Source organism: Pseudomonas sp. FGI182 (genome assembly GCF_000511325.1).
GTDB lineage: Bacteria > Pseudomonadota > Gammaproteobacteria > Pseudomonadales > Pseudomonadaceae > Aquipseudomonas > Aquipseudomonas putida_Z.
The window spans coordinates 1,731,466-1,756,158 of sequence record NZ_CP007012.1; the positions used below are offsets into that span (position 1 = coordinate 1,731,466).

Annotated in this window: 21 protein-coding genes; 9 read left to right on the plus strand and 12 right to left on the minus strand. The window is 64.4% G+C overall.

What is annotated here, in order from left to right:
* The first annotated feature begins 85 nt into the window (after positions 1 to 85).
* Positions 86 to 2,476: a diguanylate cyclase gene (locus tag C163_RS07785; protein WP_025338293.1), complete on the plus strand. Its 2,391-nt coding sequence runs from the start codon at positions 86 to 88 to the stop codon at positions 2,474 to 2,476.
* A 136-nt stretch (positions 2,477 to 2,612) separates the two neighbouring features.
* On the opposite strand, the gene dacB is transcribed toward C163_RS07785, so the two are convergent.
* The 8 genes from dacB to C163_RS07825 form a co-directional block, all read right to left on the minus strand.
* Positions 2,613 to 4,070 (minus strand): D-alanyl-D-alanine carboxypeptidase/D-alanyl-D-alanine-endopeptidase, encoded by a 1,458-nt coding sequence (gene dacB / locus C163_RS07790; RefSeq protein ID WP_025338294.1) that lies wholly within the window; start codon positions 4,068 to 4,070, stop codon positions 2,613 to 2,615.
* A gap of 186 nt (positions 4,071 to 4,256) precedes the next feature.
* The gene (locus tag C163_RS07795; RefSeq protein ID WP_004376110.1) at positions 4,257 to 4,601 is read right to left on the minus strand and encodes a YggL family protein; all 345 of its coding nucleotides are present in this window, start codon (positions 4,599 to 4,601) and stop codon (positions 4,257 to 4,259) included.
* 41 nt (positions 4,602 to 4,642) lie between these two features.
* On the minus strand, positions 4,643 to 8,275 hold the full coding sequence (locus C163_RS07800) for an ATP-binding protein (RefSeq protein ID WP_025338295.1): 3,633 nt from the start codon (positions 8,273 to 8,275) through the stop codon (positions 4,643 to 4,645).
* Between the two features lie 8 nt (positions 8,276 to 8,283).
* A complete protein-coding gene (locus tag C163_RS07805) occupies positions 8,284 to 8,901 on the minus strand; it encodes a response regulator transcription factor (RefSeq protein WP_025338296.1) in 618 nt (205 codons plus the stop codon).
* A gap of 284 nt (positions 8,902 to 9,185) precedes the next feature.
* The gene (locus tag C163_RS07810; protein ID WP_013971681.1) at positions 9,186 to 10,517 is read right to left on the minus strand and encodes a deoxyguanosinetriphosphate triphosphohydrolase; all 1,332 of its coding nucleotides are present in this window, start codon (positions 10,515 to 10,517) and stop codon (positions 9,186 to 9,188) included.
* Between the two features lie 168 nt (positions 10,518 to 10,685).
* The gene (locus tag C163_RS07815; RefSeq protein WP_013971682.1) at positions 10,686 to 11,015 is read right to left on the minus strand and encodes a hypothetical protein; all 330 of its coding nucleotides are present in this window, start codon (positions 11,013 to 11,015) and stop codon (positions 10,686 to 10,688) included.
* Positions 11,012 to 11,386 carry a phage holin family protein gene (locus C163_RS07820; RefSeq protein ID WP_025338297.1) on the minus strand — a complete coding sequence of 125 codons (375 nt, stop codon included), beginning with the start codon at positions 11,384 to 11,386 and terminating at the stop codon, positions 11,012 to 11,014. Before C163_RS07820 ends, C163_RS07815 begins: the two co-directional genes overlap by 4 nt.
* 9 nt (positions 11,387 to 11,395) lie before the next feature.
* Complete coding sequence (locus tag C163_RS07825) at positions 11,396 to 11,710, minus strand: YqjD family protein (RefSeq protein ID WP_025338298.1); 315 nt, start codon at positions 11,708 to 11,710, stop codon at positions 11,396 to 11,398.
* Between the two features lie 313 nt (positions 11,711 to 12,023).
* On the opposite strand from C163_RS07825, the gene C163_RS07830 reads away from it, so the two are divergent.
* The 5 genes from C163_RS07830 (at position 12,024) to C163_RS07850 (ending at position 15,393) form a co-directional block, all read left to right on the plus strand.
* Positions 12,024 to 13,232 (plus strand): ammonium transporter, encoded by a 1,209-nt coding sequence (locus C163_RS07830; protein WP_025338299.1) that lies wholly within the window; start codon positions 12,024 to 12,026, stop codon positions 13,230 to 13,232.
* A 71-nt stretch (positions 13,233 to 13,303) separates the two neighbouring features.
* Entirely contained in the window at positions 13,304 to 13,543 is a 240-nt protein-coding gene (locus C163_RS07835) for a glutaredoxin family protein (RefSeq protein WP_025338300.1), read from the plus strand.
* Positions 13,544 to 13,651: 108 nt separating this feature from the next.
* Complete coding sequence (locus tag C163_RS07840; protein ID WP_025338301.1) at positions 13,652 to 14,083, plus strand: D-Ala-D-Ala carboxypeptidase family metallohydrolase; 432 nt, start codon at positions 13,652 to 13,654, stop codon at positions 14,081 to 14,083.
* A 65-nt stretch (positions 14,084 to 14,148) separates the two neighbouring features.
* Positions 14,149 to 14,457 carry a hypothetical protein gene (locus C163_RS07845; RefSeq protein WP_004376097.1) on the plus strand — a complete coding sequence of 103 codons (309 nt, stop codon included), beginning with the start codon at positions 14,149 to 14,151 and terminating at the stop codon, positions 14,455 to 14,457.
* Positions 14,458 to 14,508: 51 nt separating this feature from the next.
* Positions 14,509 to 15,393 (plus strand): pseudouridine synthase, encoded by an 885-nt coding sequence (locus tag C163_RS07850; protein ID WP_025338302.1) that lies wholly within the window; start codon positions 14,509 to 14,511, stop codon positions 15,391 to 15,393.
* A gap of 135 nt (positions 15,394 to 15,528) precedes the next feature.
* Here C163_RS07850 and C163_RS07855 read toward each other — a convergent pair whose 3' ends face one another.
* The 3 genes from C163_RS07855 to acnA all read right to left on the minus strand — a co-directional run bounded on the left by C163_RS07855 (position 15,529) and on the right by acnA (position 21,010).
* Positions 15,529 to 17,094: a PAS domain-containing methyl-accepting chemotaxis protein gene (locus C163_RS07855; RefSeq protein ID WP_025338303.1), complete on the minus strand. Its 1,566-nt coding sequence runs from the start codon at positions 17,092 to 17,094 to the stop codon at positions 15,529 to 15,531.
* Between the two features lie 198 nt (positions 17,095 to 17,292).
* Positions 17,293 to 18,069 carry a CPBP family intramembrane glutamic endopeptidase gene (locus C163_RS07860; RefSeq protein WP_025338304.1) on the minus strand — a complete coding sequence of 259 codons (777 nt, stop codon included), beginning with the start codon at positions 18,067 to 18,069 and terminating at the stop codon, positions 17,293 to 17,295.
* A gap of 199 nt (positions 18,070 to 18,268) precedes the next feature.
* Positions 18,269 to 21,010, minus strand: a complete 2,742-nt coding sequence (gene acnA, locus C163_RS07865; protein ID WP_025338305.1) for an aconitate hydratase AcnA — start codon at positions 21,008 to 21,010, stop codon at positions 18,269 to 18,271.
* Positions 21,011 to 21,226: 216 nt separating this feature from the next.
* On the opposite strand from acnA, the gene rlmM reads away from it, so the two are divergent.
* From rlmM to pdxB, 3 genes are all read left to right on the plus strand, one after another.
* Entirely contained in the window at positions 21,227 to 22,291 is a 1,065-nt protein-coding gene (rlmM, locus tag C163_RS07870; RefSeq protein ID WP_025338306.1) for a 23S rRNA (cytidine(2498)-2'-O)-methyltransferase RlmM, read from the plus strand.
* A 411-nt stretch (positions 22,292 to 22,702) separates the two neighbouring features.
* Entirely contained in the window at positions 22,703 to 22,945 is a 243-nt protein-coding gene (gene tusA / locus C163_RS07875; protein ID WP_025338307.1) for a sulfurtransferase TusA, read from the plus strand.
* A gap of 60 nt (positions 22,946 to 23,005) precedes the next feature.
* Positions 23,006 to 24,148 carry a 4-phosphoerythronate dehydrogenase PdxB gene (pdxB, locus tag C163_RS07880; RefSeq protein WP_025338308.1) on the plus strand — a complete coding sequence of 381 codons (1,143 nt, stop codon included), beginning with the start codon at positions 23,006 to 23,008 and terminating at the stop codon, positions 24,146 to 24,148.
* Between the two features lie 188 nt (positions 24,149 to 24,336).
* Here pdxB and C163_RS27295 read toward each other — a convergent pair whose 3' ends face one another.
* On the minus strand, positions 24,337 to 24,510 hold the full coding sequence (locus C163_RS27295; protein WP_170978823.1) for a PA1571 family protein: 174 nt from the start codon (positions 24,508 to 24,510) through the stop codon (positions 24,337 to 24,339).
* Positions 24,511 to 24,693 lie beyond the last annotated feature (183 nt).

The following is a 24,693-nucleotide window of genomic DNA, read 5'->3' on the forward strand; positions in this document are numbered from 1 at the left end:
GTACATTGCGCGGCTAATGGCCAATAGCTATAACTGAGGGCAGGGCAAGATAATCCGCAGGACGCTGACGTGACGAGATGGGTGTATGTCAAAGGGTGGCGTGCGTGCGCGGTTGCTTGGCCTGTGCACAGAGGCGGTGTCCGCCTGGGCGGTGGCCCTGGTCGCCCTGGTCGTGGGCGGCCTGTTGACGGCCGTCCTGGCGTTAGCCACGCAAACCTTCTACAAGCAGCAGCTGCGCCAGCGCTTCGAGCTGCTGGCCAGCGAGCGTTTCAGCCGTATCGCCGAGCGGTTTGACGAACAGCAGCAGCGCCTTGACGGGCTGCGGCGGTTTTTCAGCTTTTCCAACGAAATCACCCCACACGAGTTCGACGGCTACGCCAGGCCATTGCTGCAGCGGACCCTGGCCTACGCCTGGGCGCCGCGTGTCGAGGCCGCGCAACGCGCCGAGTTCGAGCGCCAGGCCAGTGCGCATTCCGGCCCGGGCTATGTGATCCGCGACCAGGATGAGCAAGGCCAGTGGCGGCCATCCCCCCAGCGCGACCATTACTTCCCGGTGCTCTATACCCAGTCGGGTGAATTGCCCGGGTTGCCCTATGGGCTGGACCTCGCCGGCCAGGAAGTGCCCCTGGCGGCACTGGCGCGGGCGCTGGGGCCGGGCAGCATGGCGGTGTCCGAGCCACTGCCCATGTTCGATACCAGCTCGGATGCGCGTGGCCTGCTGATGGTGGCGCCGGTGTTTTCCGATGCCAACCCCCGCGGCGCGGCAGTGGGCTATGTGATGGCCTTGCTGAGCATGCGTGAGCTGGTCAGTGACGGGCGCCCGGTTTCGGCAGACGATAACCTGGTGGTGCGTATCGTCGACCCCACCGGGCTGCATGGCCCCGAGGTGATGTTCGATTCGCAGAACCCGGTCGCACCCCTGCCGCTGGCTACCAACCAGCTGTTGCACCTGGCTGATCACCACTTCCAGCTGAGTATCCGGCCGAGCCTGGCCTTCGTGCGCGCCAACCGTTCCTCCGCAGTGCTGGCGGTGAGCCTGCTGGGCGGCTTGTTGAGCCTGCTGCTCAGTGTCTTGCTCTACAGCTTGTTCAGCCAGCGCCAGCGCGCCTTGGCCCTGGTCGAGCAGCGCACCGCCGAGCTGCGGGTCAGCGAGCAATCCCTGCGTGGCACCCACAACCAGCTGCGCAGCGTGCTGGATGCCGCAACCCAGGTGGCGATCATCGCCACCAACCTCAAGGGTGTGGTCAGCACCTTCAACGCCGGCGCCGAGCGCATGCTCGGTTACCCCGCCAGTGAGGCGATCGGCCAGCTGCGCCTGGAAGACCTGGTGCTGCCCGAGGAGTTGAGCCTGCGTGCCCATGCCTTGAGCCTGCGTTACGGCCGGCCGATTGAAGGTGGCCAGGCCATGTTTGCCGAAACGGTGCAGGAGCATGGCGCCGAGCCGGGGGAATGGACCTTGCTGCGCGCCGATGGAAGCCAACTGGTGGCCAACATGCTGGTCACCGCCATGCTCGATGAACAGGGGTTGTGGGTCGGTTACCTGGCGATCTGCATCGATGTCACTGAACGGCGGCGGGTGCATGAAGCACTGGCGGCGCGTGACCGCCTTCTGGAAAAGCTCAGTGCCGAGGTACCGGGCGGCATCTATCAGTACCGCCTGGATGGCAACGGCCATTCCTGCTTTCCGTACGCCAGCATGGGCCTGTACGACATCTACGAAGTCGATTTGCAGCAGTTGCGCGAGGATGCCACGGCGGTGTTCGAGCGTATCCACCCGGATGACCTGGAGCGCGTGCGCCGCTCGGTGCGTTACTCGGCCGAACACCTGTCGCCCTGGCGCGAAGAATATCGGGTCTGCCTGCCGCGTGCCGGGCTGCGCTGGGTGCGTGGCGAGGCGACACCGGAGGTGGGCGAGCAGGGCTGCACCTTGTGGCATGGCTACCTGACCGACATCTCCGACCTCAAGGGCGTGGAGGAAGAGTTGCGTGCGCTGTCGGTGACCGACTCGCTGACCGGCATCCATAACCGCCGTTACTTCCAGGAGCGGCTCAAGCTCGAACTGGAGCGGGCCCAGCGCGATGGCCAGGCACTGGCGGTGATCATGCTCGATATCGATCACTTCAAGCGCATCAACGACCATTTCGGCCATGCCGTCGGCGACCGCGTGCTGCGCAGCCTGTGCCTGCGTATCGGCCAGCGTTTGCGGCGTACCGATGTGTTCTGCCGGCTGGGCGGCGAGGAATTCATGGTGCTGTGCCCGGGCAGCGATGCCGAGCAGGCGCGGCTGCTGGCGCTGGAGCTGTGGCAAGGAGTGCGCAATGTGCCGGTGGAAGGCGTGGGCAGGGTGACCGCGAGTTTTGGTGTGGCGGGCTGGCGACCGGGGGAAGGGGCCGATGCCTTGCTGTTGCGGGCTGATGCAGGCGTGTATGCGGCCAAGCAGGCCGGGAGAGATCGGGTGGAGGGGGAGTTGGCCTGATCGTTTTTGGTTGTCGGTACCGGCCCCTTCGCGGGCTTGCCCGCTCCCACAGGTACTGCACCGTTATTGAACTTGGTGCAATACCTGTGGGAGCGGGCAAGCCCGCGAAGAGGCCGGTACTGGCTACCTATACCTATCAGTTGGCCGCTGTGCTGCCGGCCAGTTTCGGCTGGCGATACAGGTCCAGCAGCACCTGGTCGAGCACCTGCGAGGCACCCCACGGTTTCGGATCGTTGAGGATCGCCGCCACCGCCCAGGTATGGCCGTTGCTGTCACGGCTGAAGCCGGCAATTGCCCGCACGGTGTTCAACGTGCCGGTCTTGATGTGCCCTTCGCCGGTCATGGCGGTACGCTTCAGGCGCTTGCGCATGGTGCCGTCCATACCCACCAGCGGCATCGAGCTCATGAACTCGGCGGCATAGGGGCTCTTCCAGGCGGCCTGCAGCATCGCGGCCATCTCCCGGGTGCTGACCCGTTCGGCACGCGACAGGCCGGAACCGTTTTCCATCACCAGGTGTGGCGCGGTAATGCCTTTCTTCGCCAACCACTGGCGCACCACGCGCTGGGCGGCGCGGGCGTCGTCACCGTCGGCATCGGTGCGGAACTGCGCGCCAAGGCTCAGGAACAGCTGCTGGGCCATGGTGTTGTTGCTGTACTTGTTGATGTCGCGGATCACTTCCACCAGGTCTGGCGAGAAGGCACGGGCCAGCAGGCGAGCACCCTTGGGCACGTTCTCGAAGCGGTCGCCACCCTGGATGCTGCCACCCAGCTCGTTCCAGATCGCGCGCACGGCACCGGCGGCGTAGGTTTGGTGGTCGAGCAGCGACAGGTAGGTCTGCGAGTTGCAGCCGTCACCCAGCTGGCCGCTGACCGTTACGCTGATGCCATCGGCCTGCTGCACCGGGTTGTAGCGCACATCACCCGAGCACTGTTTGGAGGCAACCGCCTTGACCTGGTTGTCGATGCGGATACTGGCAATCGGCGGTTCGACCGCGATGGTGACCTTGCCGCCATCGTTGCGGGCCACGAAGCGCAGGGCCTTGAGGTTGACCAGCAGCGAGTCGGGCTTGACCAGGAACGGCTTGTTCTCATCACCGCCGTCGTCGTTGAACTGCGGCAGGTTGGGCTGCACGAAGTGGCTGCGGTCCAGCACCAGGTCGCCGGTGATGGTGCGCACGCCATTGGCGCGCAGGTCACGCATCAGCAGCCACAGCTTCTCCATGTTCAGTTTCGGGTCGCCGCCACCCTTGAGGTACAGGTTGCCGTTGAGTACACCGTTGCTCAGGGTGCCATCGGTGTAGAACTCGGTTTTCCACTGGAAGGTCGGGCCGAGCAGTTCGAGGGCGGCGTAGGTGGTGACCAGTTTCATGGTCGAGGCCGGGTTGACCGAGACATCGGCATTGAACACGGTCGGTGTGCCGGGGCCGTCCAGCGGCAGCATCACCAGCGACAGGGCAGAATCCTGCAGCTTGTTGGCTTTGAGGGCCTGCTGCACTTTGGCAGGCAGCGTGGTGTTGACGGCGGCGGCCTGGCTGGGCAAGGCGAGTGGCAACAGCAGGCCGGCAAGAACGAGGGGACGAAGCGTTTTGATCATGATCGATAAATACCCTACGGCGAGGGAAAAGGGCATTGGGGCTGTAAGGGATGATGGCCCCAGGGTGAAAGAATACGCATTATGCCCCAAGCGCAGCGACGATGCGCCACGTTCGACGGAAAAGCACCCCCAATAAAAAAGGCCACCCCTTGGGGTGGCCTTTTCAGCGATCGAGCCGGGCCGGTATTACTCGGCCTTGTTGATCGGCTTTTCCGGGTACCAGGCGTCCAGCAGCGGGCTGACTTCGATCTTGGTCAGTTCGCTACGGCCTTTGAGCCAGGCTTCAACGGCTGCACGCTGTTCTTCGCTGACCGAGCCACGTTTGACCGAGCACACCAGGCCGAAATCGTCACCGCCTACATAGTCCAGGCCATTGGCGTCCATGGCTTCTGCCAGGAACGCGTCGAGGAAAGCATCGATTGCCTGGTCATCCAGATCTTCCTTGAATTCCAGGTTCAGCTCGAAGCCCAATTCCTGAAACTCGTCGACACACAGCTTCTTGCGCAGACGACGGGAGCGGTTTGTGGCCATGAAACAATCCTCTTAGGTAATAACGCCGCGCAGTCTACCAGTTAACACGCCTGGCTGCCTGCCTGTGTGCAGGTGCCTGTGGCCAGTTCCTTGGCCAGGGCACGTTCTACCCGGCACATATGCCGCGCCAGCGCCTGGCGCCGCAGGCGTAACTGGTCGGGAGGCAAGCCGCTTGCCTCCAGGGCTTCGCAGGCCTTCATCAGCGCGGGGGCTTCCAGCATCCGCGCGGCGCTGAGCACCTTGTGCGCCTGTTCGGCAATGGCATCGCTGTCGTGCTGCGGATTCAATGCCATCAAGGTGGCCAGGTCGGCCTGCAGGCTCTGCTGCAATGCCTGCAGGAAGCGCTGGCGGTCGTTCGGGTCATGCCCGACCACTGTGGCCAGGCCGTCCAGGTGGTACAGCTTGCGCCGCGGTTTGTGCTGGCGACGCGGGCGGATGCCGGCCAGGCGCTGGCTGAGCGTGCCCAGGCTGATGGGTTTGAGCAGGCAGTCGTCCATGCCGGCGCTCAGGCACTTTCGGCGTACCTCCGGCTGTGCGTTGGCGGTGTAGCCGAGAATGGTGCAGCGCGGCCGCTTGCCATGGCGTTCCTCGGTACGCACGGCGGTGGCCAGCTGGTAGCCGTTCATGTGCGGCATGTTGCAGTCGAGCACCAGCACATCGAAGTCGCCCGCCCGCCAGGTGGCCAGGCCTTCGCGACCGTCGCGGGCGCTGGTGTGCTCCAGCCCCAGGTAGCCAAGCTGCTGTGCCATCAGTTGCAGGTTGGCCGGGTGGTCGTCGATCACCAGCACGTTCAGCCGTGGGTCGGGCACATCGAGGTTCTCTATCAGCGGGGCCGGCTGCGCCGCAGCGTCAACCCGCTGCAGCGGCATTTTCAGGCGTACTTGGGTGCCGACATCCTCCAGGCTCTTGATGGTCAGGCTGCCGCCCATCATTTCGCACAGGTTGCGACAGATGGCCAGGCCCAGCCCGGTACCCGCGCGGGCGCTCTGGCTATGCGGGTTGGCCTGGATGAACGGGTTGAACAGGCGTTGCAGGTCGTCGGCGTGGATACCGATGCCACTGTCGCGCACTTCCAGCTCCAGCACGGCGGGGGTAGTGCTGCCGTCGTCCACCAGGCCGACGCAGATGCGCACCTGGCCATGCTCGGTGAACTTGATGGCGTTGCTCACCAGGTTGGACAGGACCTGCTTGAAACGCAAGGGGTCGAGCAGGGCATGGCAGCGTGCGGCCGGTGCGATCATCACCTCCAGGGCCAGGCCTTTCTGCCGCGCCTGGCCTTCGAAAATGCGCCCCACCGATTCGACCAGGGCCGCCAGGTCGACGGCCTCCGGGGCGAGGGACAAGTGCCCCGACTCGATGCGCACGATGTCGAGGATATCGCCGATCAGGCCCAGCAGGTCCTTGGCCGAGTGGTGGGCCAGCTCCAGCGCGCAACGGTCTACCCGGCCTTGGTCGGCACGCTTGACTGCTAGCTCGAGCATACCGATGACCGCATTCATCGGGGTGCGGATTTCGTGGCTGATGGTGGCCAGGAACGTGCTTTTGGCGCGGTTCGCATCGTCGGCCTGCTGCTTGGCCTGGCGCAGCTCCATGACCAGATGGCGGCGCTCGCTGATGTCGATCCAGCCACCGATGATGCCTTGCACCTCACCCAGTGAGTCGCGGTACGGCAGGATCCAGTGGTAGATGGTCATCTCCCGGCCCTGGATCCGTAGCGGCCGGTCCATGATCAGTGGCGAGCCTTCTGCCATCACCTTCAGGTAGTCGGCGTGGATCTGCCGGGTCTGCTCGAAATCGGCGAACAGGCTCCCCTCCAGGTTCTTGCCGATGACCTCTTCGGAGCGGGCTTGCACGGCTTCCAGATAGCTGTAGTTGCAGCTTTGCAGGCGGCCCTCGCGGTCACGCACGTACATGGGGTGGGGCGTGCCGTTGAGCAGGGCGCGCATGAACGCCAACTGGTCGTTCAGCGCCCGTTCGGCGCGTTGCCGCTGGCGAATCTGCAGGCGCAGGCGGGCATTCCACAGCAAGGCCAGCAGCAACAGCACGGCGGTGCCCAGTACCACCTGTATCGCCAGCCGGCGGTAGCCCTGGTCGTTGCCATCCTCGTGCAGGCTGAAGCCGCGCCAGCGGTTGTTGATGACCCCCAGTTCTTCCGGCGAGATGCTCAGCAGCGCCTTGTCGAGGATCGACACCAGCGCCTGTGACGGGGCACTGGTGGCCATGGCGAAGTTGGCGGGTTCGCTGCCGACGGTGGCCCGGATGACCAGTTCGGGGTTGCCGGCCAGCGCGTGGTTGGCGTCGATCAAGGTGGTGATCACCGCATCGACGGCACCGCTGTTGAGCAACGCCATGGAATAGAACGAGCTTTCGGTCTCGACCCAGCCGATTTGCGGATAGTGCCGCGACAGCATGGCGTCCATGGCGCTGTAGCGGGTAATGGCGATGCGATGCCCTTGCAGCTGTTCCAGCGAGGTGAAGGGTTGTTTGTCCTTGCGGCTGACCAGCACATAGGCGCTTTCCAGGTAGGGCTGGCTGATTTGCAGGTCGTCTTCGTTCACCCCGCCGGTGGCCAGTGCGGCGATGACATCGGCGCGGCCATCCTTGAGGCGGGCAATCATGTCGGCGAGGCCGCTGGCGCGCTGCACTTCGAAACGCAAGCCGGTGCGCAGGCGAATGAGTTCGAGCAGGTCGGCGGTGATACCGCGAAAATGCCCCGAGCCATCGAAATAGGAGACCGGTGCAGCGGTCTCGTCGATCGCCACGCGCATCACCGGGTGATCCTGCAGCCATTGTTCTTCTGCGTCGGTCAGTTGCAGCCTGCGGTCGGTCAGCAGCAGGTCGCTACCGGCGCTCCAGCGCTTGAAGATACTGGCGCGTATGGCCAAGGTCTGTCCGTCCAGGGTGGCGTTCACCATCTCCATCAGCACCCTGTCCTCGTGGCGCAGGGCAAAACCGAAGCCGATGGCTTCGTGCTTGCCGAAACTGGCCATGCGCAGGCGCGGCAGGTGGCCGCGATTGAGCTGGTAGTGGGTGGAAATGGTATCGCCGATGAATACGTCGGCCTGGCCGAACGCCACGGCACTCAGGGCCTGGCTGGACGAGCCGAAGGCCAGCAGCTCGGCCTTGGGGTAGGCGCTTTTCACCTCCTGCCGGGGCAGGTAGTGGTAGAGCATGCCCAGGCGCATGCCCGCCAGGCCCATGTCCAGCGCCCGGCTTTCGTCCTCGCGCGTTACCAGCACTGGTTGGTCGATGGCATAGGGGTGCGACAGGGCCAGGTCATCGCTGGCCGCTTCGTAGCCATTGGAGCTGCCAAGCAGGTCGATGTCGCCCTGCCGGAGCGCCTCCACCGCCGCTTGCCGGCTGGAAAAGCGCAGCACTCGCACGGGCAACTGCAGGGCCTTGCCGATCAGGCTCGCGTACTCGGCGGTAAGGCCCTGGTAGTCGCGGCCCCCACTGGTGATGTCGAACGGCGGGTAGTCCGGTGCCGAGGTACCCAGCACCAGTTCCTGACGGCCTTCGAGCCATTGACGTTGTTCGCTGGTGAGGGCAGGCAGTGCCGGCCTGGCCGATGAGCGTGCCAGCAAGGCATAGGACGAGGCCTCGTGATGGGTAGCCTGTGCCACGCCGCTGAACAGAAGCAGGGTGAGCAGCAGGCGAACGATAAGGCGCACCATGACTACCCTCAGACCAGCGCGTTGCGTTTGGCCATTTCGATCAGGTCGACCAGCGTATTGACCTGAAGTTTGTGCATTAGGCGCTTCTTGTAGGTACTGACGGTCTTGCTGCTGAGAAACATGCCCTTGGCAATTTCCTTGTTGCTGCGGCCTTGGGCGAAGAGTTGCAGCACCATCAGTTCGCGGTCATTCACCTGGCGGAAAAGTTGCAAGTCGGCATCTACCGCCTGGTCATGCTTGATTGCCTGGCTGGGGAAGTAGTTGTAACCGGCCAGCACGGCCTTGATTGCACTGAGCAGTTCGCTCAGGTCTTCCTGCTTGCACACGTAGCCTGCAGCACCCGAGTGCATGCAGCGTACGGCAAACAATGCGGGAGACTGCGCGGTCAGTACCAGCACCTTCAGGGGCAGGGCCATGGCCTGGAACCGGGCAAGCACCTCCAGCCCATCCAGCTTGGGGATGCTGATGTCGAGGATGACCAGGTCGGGCGCGGTTTCGCGAATCATCTGCATGGCGTCCACGCCGTTGTCCGACTCGCCGACAACCTTGTAATTCTGGTTTTCCAGCAACATACGGACGGCCAGGCGGATGACGGGATGATCGTCGACGATAAATATGGAATGCATGTTCAACTTCCCTGCGGGCTATTGAGGGTGACAGGCGGCACCATATCGCAGTTGGAAGTCATCGGGCATGCGAGGAAGGGCTATTAGCCCTATATGGGAAATGGCTTACAAGATAAAACAAAACGGGCTACGAGGCAGGCGCGTTTAACTCGATGTCAAAGCGTGATTGGTAACTTTTCATTTGTTTTTATTCGTGCTGTTTAACTTGCTGCCAATATATGTAGGAAGTTTCCCACAATACACGGTGCAGCATCCGGGCGATGCCCGGGCTGCACCGGCAGGGCTCAGGTCGGGCTGGAGCGCCCGGTCATTTCCCGGGCCATTTCGCTGGCATAGCTGTCGGTCATCCCGGCGATGAAGTCGATCATGCGCAGGAAGGCGCTGTGCAGCGAGCCGTGTGGGTCGGGGGCATTGTTGCCGATCAGGTCCAGTACCCGGCGGCTCTTGAACGACGGCGTGCGTCCGCCGTGCTGTTCGAGGGCGGCGCCGCAGAAGGTGTTCAGCAGAATCTCCAGCGTGGTGTAGGCGCCGATCTCGTGCAGGGTCTTGCGCTTGTCCTGGAAGATCTTGTTGCGTGCCATGTCCTTGGCCTGCAGCACGCAGCGCTTGGCCGGGCCGTGCATGTGTTCGACCAGGTCGCCCGCCAGCTGGCCGGCCAGCAAGGCTTGCTGCTGCTCGACGAAGGCGCGGGCGGCAGCGTTGGTCAGGTGCTCGATGGCCTTGCCGCGCAGGATCGCCAGCTTGCGCCGCCGGGAGTCGCCTGGGCCGAGCTGACGGTAGGTTTCCGGCAGGTCATCGCCGACCAGGTCGAGCAGCAGCGCTTCGACTTCCGCGTACTGCAGCAACTCCATTTCCAGGCCGTCTTCCAGGTCGATCAGCGCGTAGCAGATGTCATCCGCAGCCTCCATCAGGTAGACCAGCGGGTGGCGCGCCCAGCGCTGATGTTCCAGTTGCGGCAGGCCGAGCTTGCGGGCGATCTGTTCGAGCAGCGGCAGTTCGCTCTGGTAACTGCCGAACTTGTGCTTCTTGTAGCCCAGGGCGTCGGCGTGGCGTGCGCTCCACGGGTACTTCAGGTACGTGCCGAGGGTGGCATAGGTCAGCCGGGTACCGCCGTCGAACTGGTGGTACTCCAGCTGGGTGAGTACCCGAAAGCCTTGGGCGTTGCCTTCGAAGTTGAGGAAGTCGGCGCGCTCGTCGTCGCTCATGTCGTCCAGCCAGCCACGCCCGGCGGCCTGCTGGAACCAGTGGCGGATGGCGTCTTCGCCAGAGTGGCCGAACGGTGGGTTGCCGATGTCATGGGCCAGGCAGGCCGACTGCACGATCATCCCCAGGTCGCTGGGGGCGCACCAGTCCGGCAGGCTGTCGCGCAGGGTTTCGCCGACGCGCATGCCCAGCGAGCGGCCGACGCAGCTGACTTCCAGCGAGTGGGTCAAGCGTGTGTGGATATGGTCGTTGCTGGAAACCGGGTGCACCTGGGTCTTGCGCCCGAGGCGGCGGAAGGCACCGGAGAAGATGATGCGGTCGTGGTCCTTGTGGAAGGGGCTGCGCCCGAGTTCATCGGCGCTGTACAGGGCTTTGCCCAGGCGTTCGCGGGTGAGCAGGGTGTGCCAGTCCAAGGCGCGGTCTCCTGTAGGTCGAAGGCAGCAGCATATCCTGTAGGAGCGGCCTTGTGTCGCGATAGGGCCGCAACGCGGCCCCCGGATTTCAGCAATAGTGCACAAATTGTCGGGGCTGCTATGCAGCCCTGTGGCGACACAAGGCCGCTCCTACAGGGATCGCGATGGTCAGGGGCGGCGGCTGCCTTGCAGGTACAGGCGCAGCAGCGGCAGCAGGCTGGTGCCCAGGCGCAACAGCCGCGCCAGGTTGCCGCTGCGCACGCCCTTGCCGGTGAGGAAACCCAGCGCCACCACGGCGCCAATCCCCCACAGCGGCGCATGCTTGATGCCCAGCCCGTCGTGCAGCGAGCTGCCCATGCCGCGCACGCGGCGCAGCGGCTCAAGCAACTGTGCGGACTCGTGGCGGATTTCCTGGCGGTGCATTTCCATGCGCAGGCGCAGCAGCGCCTTGCGCAGTTCCCGCGGGTTTCGGGTGTTTGGCAGTTCTGGCAGGCTCATGGCAACAGGCGCTCCCGGTCCTTGGCAAGTTCCTCGAGGGTGGCGCCGAAGGGCGACGACTCGTCGAACACCGCTGCCTTCAGGCGCAGGCCGCAATACAGCGCGGCGATGCCGTAGAACACGCACAGGCCGATGATGCCGGCCAGGCGATAGCTGTCCCACAGCAATACCAGCAACAGCCCGGACAGCGCCGTCAGCAGCAGCAGGGCGAATACCAGGGCCAGGCCGGCGAACAGCAGCAGGCTCAAGGTGCGGCCCTTCTGCTCCTGCAACTCGATGCCAAACAGTTCGATATGGCTGTGCAGCAGCCCCAGGGCAGCCGCGCCCAGGCGCCTGCCCGAGGCGCTGGCGCCGTTGGCGTCGTTCTCCATGGGAACCCCTTAGCGCCGGTTGGCCAGCAGGCCGATCAACAGGCCGACGCCAGCGGCAATGCCGATCGCCTGCCATGGTTTTTCCTGCACGTACTGTTCGGCACTGCCCAGTGCTGCCTGGCCGCGCTCGCGCACCGAGTCCTGGGTCAGCTGCAGGCTTTCGCGGGCCTGGGCCAGGCGGTCGTGGATCTGTTCACGCAACTCGTCAGCCTGGTCGCCGGCCAGGTTGGCGGTGTCGGCCAGCAGCTTCTCGGTGTCACGGACCAATGCCTGGAAGTCAGCCATCAATATCTCTTGTGCAGTCTTTGCCGATTTGCTGGCCATGGGTGTCTCCCTGTCGATGAGTGTTGGTAGTTCGAGTGATAGCACGCGCGGAAGGTTCAAGTGCCGGCGCTGGTATGGGCCTTGCTAAGGCTTTGCCACGTTGCGGGGCGCCCCAGGCAGGTATTGCGCCGATTAGGGGCGCCAGCGCAGCGGATACCGATAAACCTTAACCCAATCCACGACAAACCCAAGAAAAAACCACGCAGGCTCCGCCCGGCTCACCGAAACAGGGCAGGGGGCTGGCACCGATTCGGTGCAGGGATGCAGGTTCTTGAACTGTCCTGGTGCCTTTTTCAGCAGGTCTGCCTATTTCATGGAAAACATGCACAGCGCGATGGACTCCCTGGTCCACGGTTCCAACACCCTGTTCATTCTCATGGGCGCCATTCTGGTGCTGGCCATGCACGCCGGCTTCGCATTTCTCGAAGTAGGCACGGTGCGCCACAAGAACCAGGTCAACGCCTTGTCGAAAATTCTCAGCGACTTCGCTATCTCGGCATTGGTGTACTTCTTCATCGGCTACTGGATCGCCTACGGGGTCAATTTCTTCCAGCCGGCGGCAGCGCTGGCGGCCGACCATGGCTATGCGCTGGTCAAGTGCTTCTTCCTGCTGACCTTCGCCGCGGCGATCCCGGCGATCATCTCCGGGGGCATCGCCGAGCGGGCGCGCTTCGTGCCGCAACTGTGTGCCACGGCGTTGATCGTGGCGTTCATCTACCCGTTCTTCGAGGGCGTGGTGTGGAACGGCAACCTGGGCGTTCAGGCCTGGTTGCAGGCACGCTTCGGCGCGCCGTTCCATGACTTTGCCGGCTCGGTGGTGGTGCATGCCATGGGTGGTTGGCTGGCGCTGGCGGCGGTGCTGCTGCTGGGCGCACGCCGCGGGCGCTACCGCGATGGCCGGCTAGTGGCGTTTGCGCCGTCGAGCATTCCCTTCCTGGCATTGGGGTCGTGGATCCTGATCATCGGCTGGTTCGGCTTCAACGTCATGAGTGCCCAGACCTTGCAGGGTGTCAGCGGCCTGGTGGCGATCAACTCGCTGATGGCCATGGTCGGTGGCACCCTGTCGGCCTTGCTGGCCGGGCGTAACGACCCGGGCTTCCTGCATAACGGGCCGCTGGCCGGGCTGGTAGCGGTTTGTGCCGGTTCCGACCTGATGCACCCGATTGGTGCGCTGGCCACCGGCCTGGTGGCGGGTGCGCTGTTCGTCTGGACCTTCACCGCGGCGCAGAACCGCTGGAAGATCGATGATGTGCTGGGTGTGTGGCCGTTGCATGGCCTGTGCGGTGTCTGGGGTGGCATGGCTTGCGGCATCTTCGGCCAGGAGGTGCTGGGTGGCATGGGCGGTGTCAGCCTGGTCAGCCAGTTGCTGGGCAGCCTGATGGGCGTGGTGGTGGCATTGGCCGGCGGATTTGCCGTGTATGGTGCAATCCGCGCGCTGCACGGGCTGCGCTTGAGCCATGAGCAGGAGTTCCAGGGCGCGGACCTGTCGCTGCACCGTATCGGCGCCACCAGCCAGGATTGAGCCAGGTCAGGTGCACGGACGGCAGGACAGACCTAGAATAGGTTTCTCCCTGCCAAAGCGGACTTGCCCCCATGCTGCCTGAATGCCAACTGTTCGGCACCCTCGGCTGCCACCTGTGTGAAGTGGCCGAGGCCGTGCTGATGCCCTTTGTCGACCATGGCCTGCTGGTAGAACTGGTCGACATTGCCGAGAACGAAGCCCTGTTCGAACGCTATGGCCTGATCATTCCGGTGCTGCGCCGCTGTGACAATGGCGGCGAGCTGCACTGGCCGTTCGATGCTGGACAGGTGGTGGCGTTTCTCGCGCAGTAATCGCGCAAGGGGAGGTCTGTCCCTGCTCCATGCGGCGTGCTGCGTTGTGATGATCCGCTGCCGGCACGTTGAGGCCGGCATCCTTCAGCTGTCATCAGGAACCCAGCCATGCTCATTTCCCCCCATTTCACCCTCGATGAAATGACCGTTTCTCAGCTCGCCGCCAGGGAAGGGCTCGACAACAATCCTCCAGCCGAAGCGCGTGCCAACCTGCAGTTGCTGTGCAATGCATTGGAGCAGGTGCGCGCGCTGTTCGGTGCACCGGTCATCGTCAGCAGCGGCTATCGCAGCCCCGCAGTCAACCAGCGCATTGGCGGGGCGCTGACGAGCAAGCATCTGCAGGGGCTGGCGGCTGACTTCACGGTGATTGAAGTGAGCCCGCGCGAGGTGGTGCGCCGGATCAGCGAAAGCGCCATCCCCTTCGACCAGCTGATCCTCGAATTCGATAACTGGGTGCACCTGGCCGTGTCGCGTAGCGACCCCCGGCGCCAGGTGCTGACCATCCGCAAAGGCACCGGCTATCTGCCGGGGCTGCAATGAAGCGCATTGACGGCGGCAAGGGGATGTTCGTATGCTGTATATAAATACAGTGTCGAGGTGAAGCCATGCTCAATGTCGAGCAACTCAAGTACAGCGTCAACCGCATGCCCGTCGAGCGGGTGGCCGACGCTGTTCTGGAACTGCGCCTCGAAGGCCTGGTGACCGACGACCGTACGCCGTTCGGCAAGGTCCACTTCAATACCTGTTTCGCCGAGATCGAGGCCCTGTTCCAGCGTGCCGGCTACCACCGTGGGCTGGACGTGGTGGGGTACCAGGGGTTGCTGTATGCCCTCTACGACCCTGGGCGCTGGGAGCCGGTGCAGGTGTTGCGCTGGCTGAAGGAGCGCTGCGAGGCCATTGCCCAGGCTGGTTGAGGGCGCGGGCTTGGGGGATAATGCGCGGCCGTGAACGTTTCGAGCCCTGTCATGACAACGCCTTTCGACCCCGCCCGCCAGCAAGCCAGCACGGTGTGCCTGCCCCCCGGTAACTGGGCGACGGTGCTCGACTGCCTGTGTGACCATTTCAAGGCCATCGACCGCGCCCAGTGGCTCGACCGCTTTGCCCGGGGCCGGGTGCTGGATGCCGAGGGGCGGGCGGTTTCTGCCGAACTGCCTTACAAGCGCGGTATGCGTTTGCACTACTTCCGTGAGGTGCCGAACGAGCGGCCGATCCCGGTGCAGGAGACCGTACTGCATGTGGATGAGCACCTGGTGGTAGCCGACAAGCCGCATTTCCTGCCAGTGACGCCGACTGGCGAATACGTCGAACAGACCTTGCTGCGCCGCCTGATCCGCCGCCTGGGCAACCCGCATCTGGTGCCGTTGCACCGTATCGACCGGCATACCGCCGGGCTTGTGCTGTTTTCCGCCAACCCGCAGAGCCGCAGTGCCTACCAGCGGCTGTTCCCCGAACGACGTATCGACAAGCGCTACCAGGCCATTGCCGCGGCCATGCCGCAGCACGATTTCCCGCTGGTGCACAAAAGCCGCCTGGTTCATGGCGAGCCGTTTTTCCGCATGCATGAGGTAGAGGGGGAGGCCAACAGCGAAACCCTGGCCGAAGTGCTGGAGAAGAATGGCGAGCTGTGGCGTTACGGGCTGTCGCCGGTGACTGGCAAGACCCATCAGTTGCGTGTGCACATGGCGGCATTGGGGGCGGGGATCTGCAATGACCCGTTCTATCCGCAGTTGGTCAACGAAGAGGATGACTACCAGCGGCCACTGAAGTTGCTGGCGCAGAGCCTGCGCTTTGCAGACCCGCTGAGCGGGGAAGAGCGCTACTTCGAGAGCTGCTTGCAGCTGGATTGGTAGTCTGGACGGGGTCGTTGTAGGAGCGGCCTTGTGTCGCGATGGGCCGCGAAGCGGCCCCGGCATTTTTTGCATCACCGCTGAACTCCTGGGGCCGCTTCGCGGCCCATCGCGACACAAGGCCGCTCCTACAGGGCCCTAGCGGTTGAACCGCTCCACCAGCGAGTACTGGGTGCCCGCCGTGCTGGTCAGCTCTTCGCTGAGCAGCGCCGAGTGCTGGGCCTGTTCGGCAGTCTGGTCGGCCAGGTCGGCGATGGTGCTGATGTTGCGGCTGATCTCGTCAGCCACTGCAGTCTGCTCCTCGGTCGCCGCAGCAATCTGGGTGGCCATGTCGGTAATGTTGGCTACCGCTTCACTGATGCCCACCAGTGCCTCGTCGGCCTGCATCACACGGTCGACGCCTTCCTGCGCCTGGCGATGGCCGGTTTCCATGGTCAGCACGGCATTGCTGGCGGTTTGTTGCAGCTTGGCGATCAGGCCGTGGATCTGCCCGGTGGATTCGGCAGTGCGCTGGGCCAGCTGGCGTACTTCGTCGGCCACCACGGCAAAGCCTCGGCCCATTTCACCGGCACGTGCCGCTTCGATGGCCGCGTTCAGCGCCAGCAGGTTGGTCTGGTCGGCGATGCCCTTGATCACATCGACCACGCCACCAATCTCGTCGCTGTCCTTGGCCAGTTGCGTCACCGTCTGGCCGGTCTCGCCCACCGCCGCCGACAGGCGCTCGATGGCCTCGCGGGTTTCACCGGCAATCTGCCGGCCCTGGCTGGTCAGGCGGTTGGCTTCCTGGGTGGCATCGGCGGTGCGCTGCACGTGGTTGGCCACTTCCTGGGTGGTGGCGGCCATCTGGTTGACCGCAGCGGCAACCTGCTCGGTCTCCACCCGCTGGCGTTCCAGGCCCGAAGAACTCTTGTGCGCCAGCTCGTCGGACTGGCGCGCCTGTTCGCTGAGGTGTTCGGCGCTGTCCTGCAGGCGGGTCAGGCAGGTTTTCATGCGCGCGTCCTGGCTGAGCATGGCCATTTCCAGGCGCGCCTGCACGCCACGGCTGTCGGTGTACATCTGCGCGATCAGCGGGTCGGAAGTGGTCTGTTCGGCCAGGCGCAGCAGGCGCTTGAGGCCGCGCTGCTGCCAGCTCAGGCCCAGCAGGCCCAGCGGTACGGAAAGCCCGGCAGCCAGGGCGAAGCCCCAGGAATGGCCCAGCCAGTTGCCGATCAGGAAGCCCACCTGGCTGATCAGGATGAACGGCAACCAGTCCTGCAGCACCGGCAGCCACTTGTCCCGGCGTGGTACCGGCGGCTTGCCCTGGTTGATGCGCTGGTACAGCGCCTCGGCGCGGCGGACCTGCTCGGCGGTAGGCTTGACCCGTACCGACTCGAAGCCGACCACCTGGTTGTTGTCGAAGATCGGCGTGACATAGGCGTTGACCCAGTAGTGGTCACCGGACTTGCAGCGGTTCTTGACGATACCCATCCACGGCTGGCCCTGCTTGAGGGTTTGCCACATGTGGGCAAACACCGCTGGCGGCACGTCGGGGTGGCGCACCAGGTTGTGCGGCGCACCGGTCAGCTCTTCGCGGGTGAAACCACTGATCTCGATGAAGGCATCGTTGCAGTAAGTGATCACACCTTTGGCATTGGTGGTGGAGATCAACCGCTGCTGGGCAGGGAAAGTCCGTTCTCTCTGGGTAATCGGCTGGTTGTTACGCATGGGTTGATAGTCCGCAGGGCTTTCGACAGGTATCGGCAAGCCGCTGGTTTTATTGAATGAATAATTAATGTGCTTGATCTGTGGCAATAAGCCATCACTTGATCTGGGTTAGCCAGCGAGCACGTTCAAGCAAGTTGGCGTCATTATTGCATTTTTTCTGCTGTTTCATGACGTATAAGTCGAATGATGACCGATTAGCTAGCCAAGAGCCAGCATCGGATAGCTGAACAGGGTGAAGTGCACCAGGTTCAGGCCGAAATGGCAGAGCACCGCCGCCGCCACGCCGCCCCAGCGGTACGCCAGGCCGTAGCCGATACCGGCAAGGGTGGCCAGGTACACCCATTGCCAGCCGGCCCCCAGGTGGGCCAGGCCGAACAGCAAGGCGGCGGCGAACAATGCCAACCCTTGGTGGCGCAGTAGCCGTTGCAGGCCGGCCTGGATGTAACCGCGGAACAACAGTTCTTCGGTCAGGCTTACCAGCAGCAGGTTGTTCAGCAGCCAGAGCCAGGCCTGGTCGGGCCATTTCGGGGCCCAGGCCAGCATGCCCAGTGCCCAGGCGCCGCCCAGGCAGGCGAGCAGGGTCAGGGGCAGGGCGTACAGCAGGCTGGTCGCCAGGCCCTGGCTGCGCCACAGGAACAGCCAAGGGCAGGCCAGCAGCAGCCAGGCGCCGATCAGCGGTTTGTCCAGGTTCAGGTACATCGTGAAGGGCAGGGCGCCGGGGCTGAGGACAACGCCGTCGATGACCTTGGCAGCGTTGAAGCCGGGCAGCCAGTGCAATGCCAGGGCGATGGCCAGGAGGATGAACAACGTGTGGCCGAGGGCTTGTTGCCAGCGCTGGGGGCGGCGAGCGAGCAGGGCGCTGGCAAGCAGGGCGAGAAAGGTGGGCAGGGTGGTGATGCCGAGGTTGCCCTGGCTCAGGGCGAGGGTGTAGCCGAGTGCCAGGAGTGAAAGTGCGATCAGGTGGAAGCGAGGCACGAGTGGTCCTTTTCGGGTAAACGGAAACGGGCCGCTACGCGTCGTCTGTAGGAGCGGCCTTGTGTCGCGATGGGCCGCATAGCGGCCCCAGATTTCAGCTTCGCCGCCGCTAACGAGCGGGGCCGCTGCGCGCCCCATCGCGACACAAGGCCGCTCCTACAGGCGATCGGCGTGCACAGCAGCCCCAAGCATACCCGCCTCAACCCGCAATCAGCTGGCGCAACACGTAATGCAATATCCCCCCCGCCTTGAAGTACTCCACCTCATTCACGGTATCGATCCGGCACAGCACCTCGATCTGCTCCTGCTGCCCATCCTCGCGGGTGATGCGCAACGGCAGGCTCATGCCCGGGCAGATCTGTGCGCCGTTCAAGCCAAGCACATCGATCTTCTCCTTGCCGGTCAGCCCCAGTTGCTTGCGGTTGTGCCCGGCCTTGAACTGCAGCGGCAGTACGCCCATGCCTACCAGGTTGGAGCGGTGAATGCGCTCGAAGCTTTCCGCCAGTACCGCTTTGACCCCCAGCAGGTTGGTGCCCTTGGCGGCCCAGTCGCGGCTCGAGCCGGTGCCGTATTCCTGGCCGGCGATCACCACCAGCGGAGTGCCTTCCTGCTGGTAGCGCATGGCCGCGTCGTAGATCGACAGCTTCTCGCCACTGGGCACGTGCAGGGTGTTGCCACCTTCTTCGCCCGCCAGCATTTCGTTGCGGATGCGGATGTTGGCGAAGGTGCCGCGCATCATCACTTCATGGTTGCCACGCCGCGAGCCGTAGGAGTTGAAGTCGCGGGGCTCCACGCCCTGCTCACGCAGGTAGCGCCCGGCCGGGCTGTCGGCCTTGATGTTGCCGGCCGGGGAAATATGGTCGGTGGTCACCGAGTCACCCAGCAGCGCCAGGATCCGCGCACCCTGGATGTCGGTGATCTGCGGGGGCGGCCCGCCGATGTCGTCGAAGAACGGCGGATGCTGGATATAGGTGGAGTCGGCCTGCCACACGTAGGTGGCCGCCTGCGGTACCTCGATGGCCTGCCACTGTGCATCGCCGGCGAACACCTCGGCGTACTCCTTGTGGAACATCGCCGTGTCGACCTTGGCCACGGCAGCGGCGATTTCCTGCTGGCTGGGCCAGATATCGCGCAGGTACACCGGCTGGCCATCCTTGCCGGTGCCCAGCGGATCGCGGGTCAGGTCCAGGCGCACGCTGCCGGCCAGGGCATAGGCCACCACCAGCGGCGGCGAGGCCAGCCAGTTGGTCTTGACCAGCGGGTGCACGCGGCCTTCGAAGTTGCGGTTGCCCGACAACACCGAAGCCACCGTGAGGTCGGCGCTGCCGATGGCTTTTTCGATCGCTTCATCCAGCGGGCCGGAGTTGCCGATGCAGGTGGTGCAGCCATAGCCGACCAGGTCGAACCCCAATTGGTCCAGATAGGTGGTGAGCCCGGCGGCCTTGAAGTAGTCGGTGACCACCTTGGAACCCGGCGCCAGCGAGCTCTTGACCCAGGGTTTGCGTTGCAGGCCTTTTTCCAGGGCCTTTTTCGCCACCAGCCCGGCGGCCATCATCACGCTGGGGTTGGAGGTGTTGGTACACGAGGTGATCGCGGCAATCACCACGGCGCCATCGCGCAGTGTGTGGGTCTGGCCTTGATGGCTGTAGTCGATCTCCCCCGCCTGGTCGGCGTTGCCCACCGCCACGCCGCCGCCACCTTCGCTTTCCAGGCGGCTGACCTCTTTGGCCAGCGGCTTGGGTTGCAGTTCGATGAAGTGGTCGAAGGCCTGGCTGACCTGGCCCAGGGCTACCCGGTCCTGCGGCCGCTTGGGCCCTGCCAGGCTGGCCTCGACCTCGTGCATGTCCAGCGCCAGGCTGTCGCTGAACAGTGGCTCCTGGCCCGGCTTCCGCCACAGGCCCTGGGCTTTGCAGTACTGCTCGACCAGTTGCACGGTCGCCTCGGGGCGGCCGGACAGGCGCAGATAGTCCAGGGTCACCTGGTCGACCGGGAAGAAGCCGCAGGTGGCGCCGTATTCCGGGGCCATGTTGGCGATGGTCGCACGGTCGGCCAAGGGCAGCTCGGCCAGGCCATCACCATAAAACTCGACGAACTTGCCCACCACGCCCTTCTTGCGCAGCATCTGCGTCACAGTCAGCACCAGGTCGGTGGCGGTGATGCCTTCGCGCAGTTTGCCGGTCAGCTTGAAGCCGATCACTTCGGGGATCAGCATCGACACCGGCTGGCCGAGCATGGCTGCCTCCGCTTCGATGCCGCCCACGCCCCAGCCGAGCACGCCCAGGCCATTGATCATGGTGGTATGCGAATCGGTACCGACCAGGGTGTCGGGGAAGGCGTAGGTGCGGCCATCGGCCTCACGGGTCCAGACGGTGCGGCCGAGGTATTCGAGGTTGACCTGGTGGCAGATGCCGGTGCCCGGCGGTACCACGCGGAAGTTGTCGAAGGCGCTCTGGCCCCAGCGCAGGAAGGCATAGCGCTCGCCGTTGCGCTGCATTTCGATGTCGACGTTCTCGCTGAAGGCCTGCGGCGTGCCGTAGCGGTCGACCATCACCGAATGGTCGATCACCAGGTCCACGGGTGACAGCGGGTTGATCCGCTGCGGGTCGCCGCCGGCCTTGGCCATGGCTGCGCGCATGGCGGCCAGGTCGACCACGGCCGGCACACCGGTGAAGTCCTGCATCAGCACCCGCGCCGGGCGGTACTGGATCTCGCGGTCGGAGCGTCGCTCGCCCAGCCATTGGGCGAGGGCGTGCAGGTCGTCGCCGGTGACGGTCTTGCCGTCTTCCCAGCGCAGCAGGTTTTCCAGCAGCACCTTCAGCGACATGGGCAGGCGCTGCAGGTCGCCCAGTTGGCGGGCGGCTTCGGTGAGGCTGAAGTAGTGGTAGGTCTTGTCGCCGACCTGTAGGGATTTGAGGGTATTCAGGCTATCGAGCGAGGGCATTGCCAACTCCTTCTGCGCCGGTGCCTGGCAAGATCTGCCGGTGGCACCGCTCTGTATCGATCCGCACGGCACGGACCTGGCTGAAAGGTCAGGTTAGACCGCTTTGCGCCACCTGACCCTTTTCTGGACCGGCGGGGCGTGTCGCAGGTTCCGATCTTCCTTTATCATCGCCGCCCTGCCGGTGCCTGTGGCGCGCCAGCCGAAGTGGAGTGAGAGATGAATACCCTGTTCATGCATTGCCGGCCCGGTTTCGAGGGTGAGGTGTGCGCCGAAATCAGCGAACATGCCGCCCGCCTGGGTGTTGCCGGCTATGCCAAAGGCAAGCCGCAAAGTGCCAGTGCCGAGTTTGTCTGTAGCGAGGAGGGCGGTGTCGAGCGGTTGATGGGGGAACTGCGCTTCAACCAGCTGATTTTCCCGCGGCAGTGGGCCCGTGGCGGTTATGTCGAGCTGCCGGAAAGCGACCGCATCAGTGTGCTGCTGGCGCACCTGGCCGGGTTCCCGGTGTTTGGCAGCCTGTGGCTGGAGGTGCTGGACAGCAACGAAGGCAAGGAACTGTCTACCTTCTGCCGCAAGTTCGAGGTGCCGCTGCGCAAGGCTTTGGAAAAGGCCGGGCGCCTGGTCGACGACCCCAGCCGCCCACGCCTGCTGCTCACCTTCATCAGCGGCCGCCGGGTATTTGCCGGTGTTGCCCCGGCCAACAACAGTGCGCTGTGGCCCATGGGCATCCCGCGCCTGAAATTCCCCCGCGAGGCGCCCAGCCGCTCGACGCTCAAGCTGGAAGAGGCCTGGCACCAGTTCATCCCGCGCGAGCAGTGGGAGCAGCGCCTGGGCGATGACATGACCGGTGTCGACCTGGGGGCCTCGCCGGGTGGCTGGACCTACCAGCTGGTGCGCCGGGGCATGCTGGTGACCGCCATCGACAACGGGCCGATGGCCGAAAGCCTGATGGACACCGGGTTGGTTCAGCACCTGATGGCCGATGGTTTCACCTGGCAACCGAAGCAGCCGGTGGACTGGATGGTGTGCGACATTGTCGAGAAACCGGCGCGTACCACCTCGCTGATCGAGACCTGGCTGGGCGAGGGGTTGTGTCGTGAAGCTGTGGTCAATCTGAAGCTGCCGATGAAACAGCGCTATGCGGAAGTTCGCCGGCTGCTCGACCGCATGGAGGCGACCTTCAAGGCGCGCAAGATCAAGGTGTCGATTGCTTGCAAGCAGCTGTATCACGACCGCGAGGAAGTGACCTGCCATCTGCGCCGGTTGGACTTGAAGCCGCGCTGAGTTTCGGGCGCAGGGTTTGGGTTCTGTGGGGTTGCAGGTGCATGGCTTGAGTTTTTGGTTGGTGTTGAGATCGAGCGCCGCCCGCGCGGCGCTTCGCGGGGCAAGCCCGCTCCCACATCTGTTTCGGGCCAGTCACTCCTGTGAGGGCACCTGTGTCCGCCTTGTTTGTTCCATTCGATATCGAGGGGGCGCGACTGCTCTTCATCGATCTTCAGCCATGCCCCAGGGCTGCAACCCATCTGGCGCAGGAGTAATTGGCCCGAAACAGATGTGGGAGCGGGCTTGTCCCGCGAAGCGCCGCGCGGGCGGCGCTCGATTTCGACGCACACACAAACCTTAAGGCATGCGTCTGAGGCCCCTTGGTCGAAATGGCGCGATGCGCGACAATAGCGATCATTTGCGGAGTCCCCCATGACCGATTTCACCCCCGACGCCATCCTCGACGCCACCGGCCTGAACTGCCCGGAACCGGTGATGATGCTGCACCAGCACGTGCGCAACCTGGCCGCTGGCGGCCTGCTCAAGGTCATCGCCACCGACCCCTCGACCTGCCGCGACATCCCCAAGTTCTGCAACTTCCTCGGCCACGAACTGCTGCAGCAGCAGGAAGACGCCGGTACCTTCCTGTACTGGATCCGCAAGAAAGCCGACTGAGCCGCTCTGGAACACGCCCGGCGTTGCGCCTACACTGCGTTCCCCAGACAGGAGAGCTCCATGCTGATAGTTGCCGACGAGAACATCCCGCTGCTCGATGCCTTCTTCCAGGGTTTCGGCGAAATCCGTCGTTACCCGGGCCGAAGCCTCGATGCCGCCAGCGTAAAGGACGCCGACATCCTGCTGGTGCGCTCGGTGACCAAGGTCGACCGCCAGTTGCTCGAAGGCAGCCGCGTGCGCTTTGTCGGCACCTGCACCATCGGCACCGACCACCTCGACCTGAACTACTTTGCCGAGGCCGGCATCCACTGGAGCAGCGCACCGGGCTGCAATGCCCGCGGCGTGGTCGATTACGTGCTGGGCAGCCTGCTGACCCTGGCGGAACTGGATGGCGTGGCACTGCCCGAGCGCGTGTATGGCGTGGTAGGCGCGGGTGAGGTGGGTGGCCGCCTGGTGCGGGTGCTGCATGGCCTGGGCTGGAAGGTACTGGTATGCGACCCGCTGCGCCAGGCCGCCGAGGGCGGTGACTACGTCAGCCTCGAAACCATCCTGCAACAGTGCGATGTGATCAGCCTGCACACCCCCTTGCAGCGTGGCGGCGAGCACCCGACCTGGCACCTGCTGGGCCAGGCGCAGCTGGCGCAGTTGCGCCCCGGTGCCTGGCTGGTCAACGCCAGCCGTGGCCCTGTAGTGGACAACGCCGCCCTGCGCGAACTGCTGCTGGACCGCGAAGACCTGCATGCGGTGCTGGATGTGTGGGAGGGGGAGCCGCAGGTCGACCTGCAACTGGCCGACCTGTGCACATTGGCTTCGCCGCACATTGCCGGCTACAGCCTCGACGGCCGCCAGCGTGGTACGGCGCAGATCTACCAGGCGCTGTGCCGCTTCCTCGGTGTGGATGAACAGGTGCAACTGGCCGACCTGCTGCCCCGGCCGCCGCTGGCGCAGATCGAGCTGGATGCCAGCACCGACCCGGCCTGGGCCTTGGCCACCCTGTGCCGCGCGGTGTACGACCCACGCCGCGACGATGCTGATTTCCGCCGCAGCCTCAGCGACGACCCGCAGCAGCAGCGTGCAGCGTTCGACCAGCTGCGCAAGCAGTACCCGCCACGGCGCGAGATCGAAGGGCTGGCGGTGCGCTTGCGCGGGGAGTCGCCGCAGTTGGCGCAGCTGGTCAGTGCCTTGGGTGGGGTGTTGGTCTGACAGCCTTTTGAAAGCTGTGCCGGCCTCTTCGCGGGCTTGCCCGCTCCTACAGGGACCACACAGGCCCTGAGGTCAATGGGGGACCTGTGGGAGCGGGCAAGCCCGCGAAGAAGGTTGAGCTGATCTGTCAGGATTATCCAAGGCAAATAAAAACCCGGCGCAAGCGCCGGGTTGCAAGAATTCGCCGATCAACCTTTGCGTACGCGCTCTACCCGGCTTTCTTCCAGCGCCTTGCAGGCCTTCTGGATCATCTGCTCGGTGATCGGTACTTCGCGCCCCTGGGCATCGATGATCGAACCGCACACCTGCGGCTGAGGGGTAGTCCGGGGCTTCTGGTTGTCGCTGCCATGCTGCAAGCTCATGTATTGTCTCCTCATCAGGTTCAAGCGCAGGTTAACCCTGTGCCGTGACTGGCCTGTGACAGTACCTGCAGGGTCACGGCAGGCACAGTCGAACAGAAACGGCGGTAAAGCTCCATAGCCTGGTTAGACCGATAGGCTATAGCAACCCTGCAAGGGTTCCACAGGCGTGGATGAGTGGTAGGC